The organism is Bradyrhizobium sp. Unk1, assembly GCF_059512345.1.
The window spans coordinates 1-1,403 of record NZ_JCAMOP010000169.1 but is presented as its reverse complement, the minus strand read 5'-3'; the positions used below and the strand labels follow the sequence as shown (position 1 = coordinate 1,403).

Here is a 1,403-nt window from a genome sequence, read left to right as displayed (position 1 = left end):
GACGGCCAGCGCGAGGTCACCGTCTTGGTCTTGGTGTAGAAGCGGACCGAGTCCGGGCCGTGCTGGTTGAGATCGCCGAAGCCCGACTTCTTCCAGCCGCCGAAGGTGTAATAGGCGATCGGCACCGGGATCGGCACGTTGACGCCGACCATGCCGACATTGACCTTGGCCGCGAAGTCGCGCGCGGCATCGCCGTCGCGGGTGAAGATCGCGACGCCGTTGCCGTAGTCATGATCCGACGGCAGCGCCAGCGCTTCCTTGTAGTCGTGCGCGCGCACGACCGAGAGCACGGGACCAAAGATCTCTTCCTTGTAGATCCGCATGTCCTTGGTGACGTTGTCGAACAGCGAACCGCCGAGATAGAAGCCGTTCTCGTAGCCCTGCATCTTGAAGCCGCGGCCGTCGACGGCGAGCGTCGCGCCTTCCTTGATGCCGATGTCGATGTAGCTCTTGACCTTCTCGACCGCCTCGCGCGTGACCAGCGGACCGTAATCGGCGGACGGATCGATCGAAGTGCCGATCTTGAGCGACTCGACGCGCGGGATCAGCTTTTCCATCAGCCGGTCGGCGGTGGACTTGCCGACGGGGACCGCGACCGATACGGCCATGCAACGCTCGCCGGCCGAGCCGTAGCCCGCACCGATCAGCGCGTCGACCGCCTGGTCCATGTCCGCGTCGGGCATGATGATGGCGTGGTTCTTGGCGCCGCCAAAACACTGGCAGCGCTTGCCGGTCTGGGCTGCGCGCTCGTAGATGTATTGCGCGATCGGCGTGGAGCCGACGAAGCCGATGGCCTTGATGTCGGGATCATCCAGGATGGCGTCGACCGCTTCCTTGTCGCCGTTGACGACGTTGAGGATGCCGGCCGGCAGGCCCGCCTCGATCATCAGCTCGGCGAGCAGCATCGGCACGCCAGGGTCGCGCTCCGAGGGCTTCAGGATGAAGGCGTTGCCGCAGGCGATGGCGGGCGCGAACTTCCACATCGGGATCATCGCCGGGAAATTGAACGGCGTGATGCCGGCGACGACGCCGAGCGCCTGCCGCATCGAATAGATGTCGATGCCGGGGCCGGCGCCTTCGGTGTATTCGCCCTTCATCAGATGCGGGATGCCGCAGGCGAACTCCGCGACTTCGAGGCCGCGCTGAATGTCGCCCTTGGCGTCCGGCACGGTCTTGCCGTGCTCGCGCGCGAGCAGCTCGGCGAGCTTGTCGTAGTCGCGCTGCACCAGCTCCACGAACTTCATCATGACGCGGGCGCGACGCTGCGGGTTGGTCGCGGCCCATTCCGGCTGCGCGGCGCGGGCGTTCTCGACGGCAGCGCGGACCTCGGCCTTGGACGCCAGCGCCACCTTGGCCTGGACGTCACCGGTCATCGGCTCGAAAACGTCTGCCGTCCGGCCCGA

At 66.4% G+C, this 1,403-nt stretch carries 1 protein-coding gene; it reads right to left on the bottom strand.

Annotated elements, in window-relative coordinates; genetic code table 11:
- On the bottom strand, window positions 1-1,403 hold a 1,403-nt coding region (locus tag AC5ZFO_RS47910; protein ID WP_282525905.1), incomplete at both ends, for a CoA-acylating methylmalonate-semialdehyde dehydrogenase.